The organism is Rhodovarius lipocyclicus, assembly GCF_009900765.1.
In the GTDB taxonomy this organism is placed as follows: domain Bacteria; phylum Pseudomonadota; class Alphaproteobacteria; order Acetobacterales; family Acetobacteraceae; genus Rhodovarius; species Rhodovarius lipocyclicus.
Window position 1 is genome coordinate 20,578 of the sequence record NZ_JAAABL010000046.1, and the last position, 6,652, is coordinate 27,229.

The 6,652-nt window shown below is 69.0% G+C and carries 7 protein-coding genes; 4 read left to right on the forward strand and 3 right to left on the reverse strand.

The window, feature by feature from the left end; translation table 11 throughout:
* Nucleotides 1–6 precede the first annotated feature (6 nt).
* Both GT007_RS19300 and GT007_RS19305 read left to right on the forward strand, forming a co-directional pair.
* Nucleotides 7–1,548 (forward strand): MmgE/PrpD family protein, encoded by a 1,542-nt coding sequence (locus GT007_RS19300; protein ID WP_160123304.1) that lies wholly within the window; start codon nt 7–9, stop codon nt 1,546–1,548.
* A gap of 65 nt (nt 1,549–1,613) precedes the next feature.
* Nucleotides 1,614–2,744 (forward strand): bifunctional 2-methylcitrate synthase/citrate synthase, encoded by a 1,131-nt coding sequence (locus GT007_RS19305; RefSeq protein ID WP_160123305.1) that lies wholly within the window; start codon nt 1,614–1,616, stop codon nt 2,742–2,744.
* Nucleotides 2,745–3,008: 264 nt separating this feature from the next.
* Here GT007_RS19305 and GT007_RS19310 read toward each other — a convergent pair whose 3' ends face one another.
* Nucleotides 3,009–3,224: a hypothetical protein gene (locus GT007_RS19310; protein WP_160123306.1), complete on the reverse strand. Its 216-nt coding sequence runs from the start codon at nt 3,222–3,224 to the stop codon at nt 3,009–3,011.
* Between the two features lie 47 nt (nt 3,225–3,271).
* Between GT007_RS19310 and GT007_RS19315 the strand changes: the two genes are divergently transcribed.
* Nucleotides 3,272–4,060 carry a hypothetical protein gene (locus tag GT007_RS19315; protein ID WP_160123307.1) on the forward strand — a complete coding sequence of 263 codons (789 nt, stop codon included), beginning with the start codon at nt 3,272–3,274 and terminating at the stop codon, nt 4,058–4,060.
* A gap of 52 nt (nt 4,061–4,112) precedes the next feature.
* Here GT007_RS19315 and otnC read toward each other — a convergent pair whose 3' ends face one another.
* Together otnC and otnK are read right to left on the reverse strand one after the other, a co-directional pair.
* The gene (gene otnC / locus GT007_RS19320) at nt 4,113–4,748 is read right to left on the reverse strand and encodes a 3-oxo-tetronate 4-phosphate decarboxylase (protein WP_160123308.1); all 636 of its coding nucleotides are present in this window, start codon (nt 4,746–4,748) and stop codon (nt 4,113–4,115) included.
* Nucleotides 4,741–6,000, reverse strand: a complete 1,260-nt coding sequence (gene otnK / locus GT007_RS19325; protein ID WP_160123309.1) for a 3-oxo-tetronate kinase — start codon at nt 5,998–6,000, stop codon at nt 4,741–4,743. The genes otnC and otnK overlap by 8 nt, the downstream gene beginning before the upstream one ends.
* Before the next feature lie 323 nt (nt 6,001–6,323).
* Between otnK and GT007_RS19330 the strand changes: the two genes are divergently transcribed.
* Nucleotides 6,324–6,605, forward strand: coding sequence for a response regulator (locus GT007_RS19330; RefSeq protein WP_160123310.1), 282 nt, complete (start codon nt 6,324–6,326; stop codon nt 6,603–6,605).
* Nucleotides 6,606–6,652 lie beyond the last annotated feature (47 nt).

Genomic DNA, 6,652 nt, shown 5'->3' on the forward strand with positions numbered 1-6,652 from the left:
CCGGACATGCAGTTGCACCCGGTCAAGGTTTACCCGTCGAAGGCCCTGCTGAAGCGCGAGGACCAGCTCGCGTGGAAGATGGCCGCCGTCGCCGCCGACAAGGTCGCCGTCCAGAAGGACGTGCAGGAGATGATCATCAACCGGATCATCGACAATGCCTCCGTCGCCATCGCCGCGATCAACCGCCGGCCCGTGGTTTCCGCGCGCGGCATGGCGCTGGGCCACAAGAAGCGCGAGGGCGGCGCGACCGTGTTCGGCGCCACCGCCGGCACCACCGTCTCTCCCGAATGGGCGGCCTGGGCGAACGGCACGGCGGTGCGTGAGCTCGACATGCACGACACCTTCCTCGCCGCCGAATACTCCCACCCCGGCGACAACATCCCCCCCATCCTGGCGGTGGCGCAGGCGATGGGCCGTTCAGGCAAGGACCTGATCCGGGGCCTGGCCACCGGCTATGAACTGCAGATCGACCTGGTGCGCGCCATCAGCCTGCATGAGCACAAGGTGGACCACATCGCCCACCTCGGCCCCTCGGCCGCCGCCGGCATCGGCACGCTGCTGAAGCTGCCGCAGGAGGTGATCTTCCAGTCCATCCAGCAGGCGCTGCACACCACCGTCAGCTTCCGCCAGTCCCGCAAGGGCGAGATCAGCAGCTGGAAGGCCTATGCCCCCGCGCATGCCGGCAAGCTGGCGATCGAGGCGGTGGACCGCTGCATGCGCGGCGAAGGCGCGCCGAGCCCGATCTATGAAGGCGAGGACAGCGTGCTGGCCTGGGTGCTCTCGGGTCGCACCATCGCCGACCAGAAGTCCCGCAAGGCGATGTATGAGGAAGTGCTCTACAACGTGCCGCTGCCCGCGCCCGGCGAAGCCAAGCGCGCCATCATGGACAGCTACACCAAGGAGCACTCGGCCGAGTATCAGTCCCAGGCGCTGATCGACCTCGCCTTCCGCATGCGCGAGCAGATCGCGGATTTCGAGAAGATCGAGAAGATCATCATCCACACCAGCCATCACACCCACTACGTGATCGGCACCGGCGCCAACGACCCGCAGAAGATGGACCCGAAGGCGAGCCGCGAGACGCTCGACCACTCGATCATGTACATCTTCGCCGTCGCCCTGCAGGACGGCCGCTGGCACCATGTGGACAGCTACGCGCCCAAGCGCGCGGGCCGTGCCGACACGGTGCGCCTGTGGCACAAGATCGAGACCACCGAGGCGCCGGAATGGACCGAGCGCTACCACTCCAAGGACCCCGACACGCTGGCCTTCGGCGGGCGCGTCGAGATCATCTTCAAGGATGGTTCCAAGCTGGTGGACGAGCTGGGCGTGGCCAACGCGCACCCGCGCGGCGCGCGGCCGTTTGCCCGCGAGCAGTACGTGAACAAATTCCTCACGCTGACCGATGGCATCATCACGCCGCGTGAGGCGAACCGCTTCCTGGAAGCGGCTCAGAACCTGCCCAAGCTCGCCGCCGGCGAGCTCTCCGCGCTGACGGTGACCCTGCCGCGCGGCACGCTGGAAGAAGCCAAGCCCGGCATCTTCTGAAGGGGTGCGGCGCGGGTTTGCCCCCGCGCCGCCTTCCACATGCATACGGCGAGAAAGGGAACGCGATGAGCGAGAAGATCGAAGTCCGCAAAGGGCTGGTGGGCGTCTATGCTGATGAAAGCTCCATCTCCAAGGTCATGCCGGAGACGAACAGCCTGACCTATCGCGGCTATGCCGTGCAGGATCTGTGCGAGCAGGCCTCCTTCGAGGAGGTGGTCTATCTGCTGTGGAACGGGGAGCTGCCGAACCAAGCGCAGCTCGATGCCTTCAAGGCGGAGGAGAAGGCGAACCGCGCGCTGTCTCCCGCGTTGCTGAAGGTGCTGCGGGAATTCCCGCACGACGCGCACCCGATGGACGCGATCCGCACCGCCGTCTCCTTCATGGGGATGGAGGATGCGGAGACGGCCGACATCTCCGATGCCGCCCAGCGGCGCAAGGCGCTGCGCATCCTGGCCAAGGCGCCGGTGGCCGTGGCCGCCGCGCACCGCCTCTCGAAGGGGCTGGAGCCGATCGCGCCCGACGCCTCGCTCTCCTACGCCGAGAACTTCTTCAACATGGTCTTCGGCAAGGTGCCGGCGAAGGAGGTGCTGCGCGCCTTCGACGTCAGCCTGATCCTGTATGCCGAGCACACCTTCAACGCCTCCACCTTCACCACGCGCATCGTCTCCTCCACCCAGGCGGACATCCATGGCGCGATCACGGCGGGGATCGCGGCGCTGAAGGGCCCGCTGCATGGCGGCGCGAATGAGGCCGTGATGCACATGCTGAAGGAGATCCCGTCTCCCGAGGAAGCCGAGGCGTGGCTGATGGGCAAGTTCGACCACAAGGCGCTGGTGATGGGCTTCGGCCACCGCGTCTACAAGTCGGGCGACAGCCGCGTGCCGACGATGAAGAAGTACGCGGAGATCATGGCCGAGGTGGTGGGCGACAAGCGGTGGATGAACACCTCCGCCGTGCTCGCGAAGGTGATGCTCGAAAAGAAGAACATCCACCCGAACCTCGATTTCCCGGCGGGGCCCGCCTACTACCTGATGGGCTTCGACATCCCCCTGTTCACGCCGATCTTCGTGATGAGCCGCATCAGCGGCTGGTCCGCGCATGTGCTGGAACAGCTGGCCGACAACCGCCTGATCCGCCCGCTGTCGCTGTACACCGGTGTGGAGCAGCGGCCGGTGCCGCCGATGTCCGCGCGCTGACAGCGCGGATGAGTGGGAACGGCGCGCGTTGCGCCGTTCCTTTTGCTTCCGGCGCATCGTGCGTGGCATGCGTTTCCGATGTGCGCGGCGCGCCTGATCCCGGTCTTGCCGCACCGGCCGCTGTGGCGCGGAAATCCTGGTGAAAATCCGAATCGATGAATACCGCCCGCGCCTGATTTCGCGCGGCGCATTCCTGTGCAAAAGCAAGGCCTGCGCGCGAAAGTGTTTGACAGGCGCGGCGCGCCTTCAGATAGCGTGCGACGTTCACGCAATTGACGCGCGATTCGTGAAGTGCGGATCGGGGATCGCGTCCATCACGTAGGACAGGGGAAGCTCAGGCATGTCGGGCGCGAAGGCGGGCATCATCCGCCGCAGCACGCAGTTCGATCCGAGGATGAGCGGTGCGCTGATGGTGCGTGGCACCGTGATGCGCGCCCTCGCGCCCGCCTGTGCAGCCGCGCCGCTTCCGGCGCGTTGCATGGACGCCAGGCCTTTCCCTGCTGCAAACCACACCGCGTTCACCGCGCATGAGCATCATGCCTGAACCGACTTTCAAGGAGACTGACCCAGTGACCGAGGAGACCACCTCAAGCCCGCGCGCGCAGGCGATGGCGATTGCCACCAGCAAGCGCACGGCCAAGCCCGCGACCGCGCGCAGCCGCGCCGCCGCTGCCAAGCCCGCCGCGAAGAAGCCGGTCGTGAAGAAGGCCGCCGCCGCCCCCAAGGCCGCCGCCGCCGCCGCGAAGAAGCCGGCCGCCAAGAAGGCCGCCGCGCCGAAGGCCGCTGCCCCCAAGCCCGCGCCGAAGAAGGCCGCCGCCGCGCCCAAGGCTGCTGCCAAGCCCGCGCCGAAGAAGGCTGCCGCCGCGCCGAAGGCTGCTGCCAAGCCCGCGCCGAAGAAGGCTGCCGCCGCTCCGAAGGCTGCTGCCAAGGCCGCGCCGAAGAAGGCCGCCGCCGCGCCCAAGGCCGCTGCCAAGGCCGCGCCGAAGAAGGCTGCCGCCGCGCCCAAGGCTGCTGCCAAGCCCGCGCCGAAGAAGGCTGCCGCCGCGCCCAAGGCTGCCGCCAAGGCCGCGCCGAAGAAGGCCGCCGCCGCGCCTAAGGCCGCCGCCAAGCCCGCGCCGAAGAAGGCTGCCGCCGCGCCTAAGGCTGCCGCCAAGGCCGCGCCGAAGAAGGCTGCCGCCGCGCCTAAGGCCGCGCCGAAAAAGGCTGCCCCGGTGAAGGCCGCCGCGAAGCCGGCGCCGAAGAAGGCCAAGAAGCCGGCCGCGGCGCCCGCCGAAACCCCGGCCGTGCCCGGCACCGGCGAACCCAGCGCCAGCTGAGCCCGGCACCCCGCCGAGCCACGAACCGCCCGGAGCGATCCGGGCGGTTTTTTTATGCGCCGAAGGTGCCGAGCAGATCCTCGATTTCGGCCTCGGTCAGTTCGCGCGCCTGCTGCCCGCGCAGCATCAGCGCCAGGCGCGCGGCTTCCTCCAGCTCCTCCGCCGCGGCCACCGCATCCGCCAGCGTGCGGCCAGACACGACCGGCCCGTGATTGGCCAGCAGCACCGCGCGCGCGGTCTTCGCGGCTTCATGGATGCCCGCTTCCATCGCCGGGTCACCGGGGCGGTGATAGGGCAGCACCGGCAGGCTGCGCCCCACCCGCATGACGAAATAGGGCGTCAGCATCGGGATGGGCCGCGTCTCGCCCACCGGGGCCAGGCAAGCGATGGCGGTGGCGTGGGTGGAATGCAGATGCACCACCGCCCCCGCCTCCGGCCGCGCGGCCAGCACCGCGCGGTGCATGAACACTTCCTTCGACGGCTTGTCCCCGCCCACATGCCGCCATTCCAGGTCGAGCTTGCTGATGCGCGCCGCCTCCAGCCGCCCCAGCGAGGAATTGGTCGGCGTCATCAGATAGCCGTCGGTCAGCCGCACGGAGATGTTGCCCGCGCTGCCCACGCTGAAGCCGCGCTGGAACAGGCTGGCGCCGAGCGCCACCAGCTCCTCGCGTGCTGCCTGCTCAGACATGCTCGAACGCCTTCAGGAAGAAATCGCGCGCGCCGAAATTGCCGCTTTTCAGCGCGAGATGCAGCGCGGGGCCACGGCCCTCCGCGAAGCACCAGGGCACGCCCGGGTCGATCTCGGCGCCGATGCGCAGCGTGGCCACGCCCAGGCGCTGCACCACGGCGCCGGAGGTCTCGCCACCCGCCACCAGTAGCCGCCGCACGCCGCCGGCCACCAGCGCCTCGGCCACACGCGCCAGCACCGCCTCCACCAGCGCGCCGGCGGCCTCCCGGCCCAGCTTGGCCTGCAGCGCCGCCACCTTGTCGGGCGGCGCGCTGGCCGCGATCAGGATGGGCTCGGCACCCAGCTTGCCCCCCATCCAGGCCAGCGCCTCGGCGGTCAGCGCCTCGGCGTCGGGGTTGGCCAGCACGTCCAGCTCCAGCGTGGGCATGTGGTCGCGCGCCAGGCCGATCTGCGCCAGCGTCGCGCGGGAGCAACTGCCCGCCAGCACCGCCGCGTGACCGGTGTGGGGCGGCAGGCTGGCGGCGTCCTCGCGCGCGGGCAGCAGGCCGGCACGGCGGAAGTTCTCCGGCAGGCCCATCGCCACGCCGCTGCCGCCGGTGATCAGCGGGTGCAGGGCCGCGGCCTCCCCGATCGCCATCAGATGCGCGTCCGTCACCGCATCCACGATGGCGTGGCGGCGGCCGGCATCGCGCAGGCCGCTGAAGGCGCGGCGGATCGCCGCCGCCCCCTGGTCCACCACGGCGAAGGGCACGAGGCCCACCCCGCCCTCGGTCTGCGCCGCCAGCACGCGCACCAGGTTCGCGTCCCTCATCGGCGTCAGCGGATGATTCTCCATCCCGCTCTCGTTCAGCAGCGCCTGGCCCACGAACAGATGGCCCTGGAACACGGTGCGCCCGTTGGTGGGGAAGGCGGGGCAGGCCAGGGCCAGCCCGGCATCCAGCCGCTTCATCAGCGCCTCGGTCACCGGGCCGATATTGCCCTGGGGCGTGCTGTCGAAGGTGGAGCAGTATTTGTGGAAGATCTGCGTGGCGCCCGCGGCCAGCAGCGCGTCACAGGCGGCCAGCGACCAGGCGACGGCATCGCCCACCGGCGCGGTGCGCGATTTCAGCGCCACCACCACCGCGTCGGCCTCGGGCAGCGGGCCGTCCGGCACGCCGATCACCTGCACCGTGCGCATGCCCTGGCGCACCAGCGTGCTGGCCAGGTCCGTGGCCCCGGTGAAATCATCGGCGATGCAACCCAGCAACGGCATGGCCTTCCTCCCTCGTCAGCGCCCAGAAATAGAGAGTGGGGCAGGGTGGGGGAAGGGGGCGGAGGCGCCCCCGATTCCTGGCCGGTTCGAGGAAATATCCGCGTGGTAGGCAACTTCTGCGTGCAATGCCGTCAATGAAATATATGTCACGCTGGGGGCGTGACATATCTTGGGTAATCCTTGAATGACATGCGGAATCCTGTTCCGTGCGAAGTAGTGGGATGTTGCTCTGTCACATTCCCCCTTCCAGGGTGACTTGTGGACGAATGTCCCGGTGGTGTAACGGTTCATCCCGCTGAGGTTCCGAAGCTGGAGGGTGTGGGGTGTCTGAAGCCCGGGTGCTGCTGGTCGACGATGACGAGGCTCTGGGCGACGCCCTGAGCGATGCCCTTCAGCAATACGGTTTCGATGTCACCCTGGCGCGGGACTGGACATCGGCGCTGACGGCGCTGGAGCGCGCGAACCCGCAGGTGCTGGTGCTGGACCAGCGGCTGGGCCGGGTGGACTGGCCTGCTGCCAGTTTGGTGGACACCGAGATAAGGTTTTCCAACCGTATCGGAGGTCCCCATGCAGCGGCGGGTATTCAGTCGGGAGTTCAAAGTTGAGGCGGTGAAACTGGTCCGTGATCGCGGTGTCGCGGTGGCGCAGGCGT

Bases quoted from the DNA above. Each gene is read 5' to 3' on its own strand.
- GT007_RS19300 (WP_160123304.1), top strand. From the start codon at position 7: ATGCAGTTGCACCCGGTCAAGGTTTACCCGTCGAAGGCCCTGCTGAAG.
- GT007_RS19310 (WP_160123306.1), bottom strand. From the start codon at position 3,224: ATGCAACGCGCCGGAAGCGGCGCGGCTGCACAGGCGGGCGCGAGGGCG.
- GT007_RS19305 (WP_160123305.1), top strand. From the start codon at position 1,614: ATGAGCGAGAAGATCGAAGTCCGCAAAGGGCTGGTGGGCGTCTATGCT.
- otnC (WP_160123308.1), bottom strand. From the start codon at position 4,748: ATGTCTGAGCAGGCAGCACGCGAGGAGCTGGTGGCGCTCGGCGCCAGC.
- otnK (WP_160123309.1), bottom strand. From the start codon at position 6,000: ATGCCGTTGCTGGGTTGCATCGCCGATGATTTCACCGGGGCCACGGAC.
- GT007_RS19315 (WP_160123307.1), top strand. From the start codon at position 3,272: ATGAGCATCATGCCTGAACCGACTTTCAAGGAGACTGACCCAGTGACC.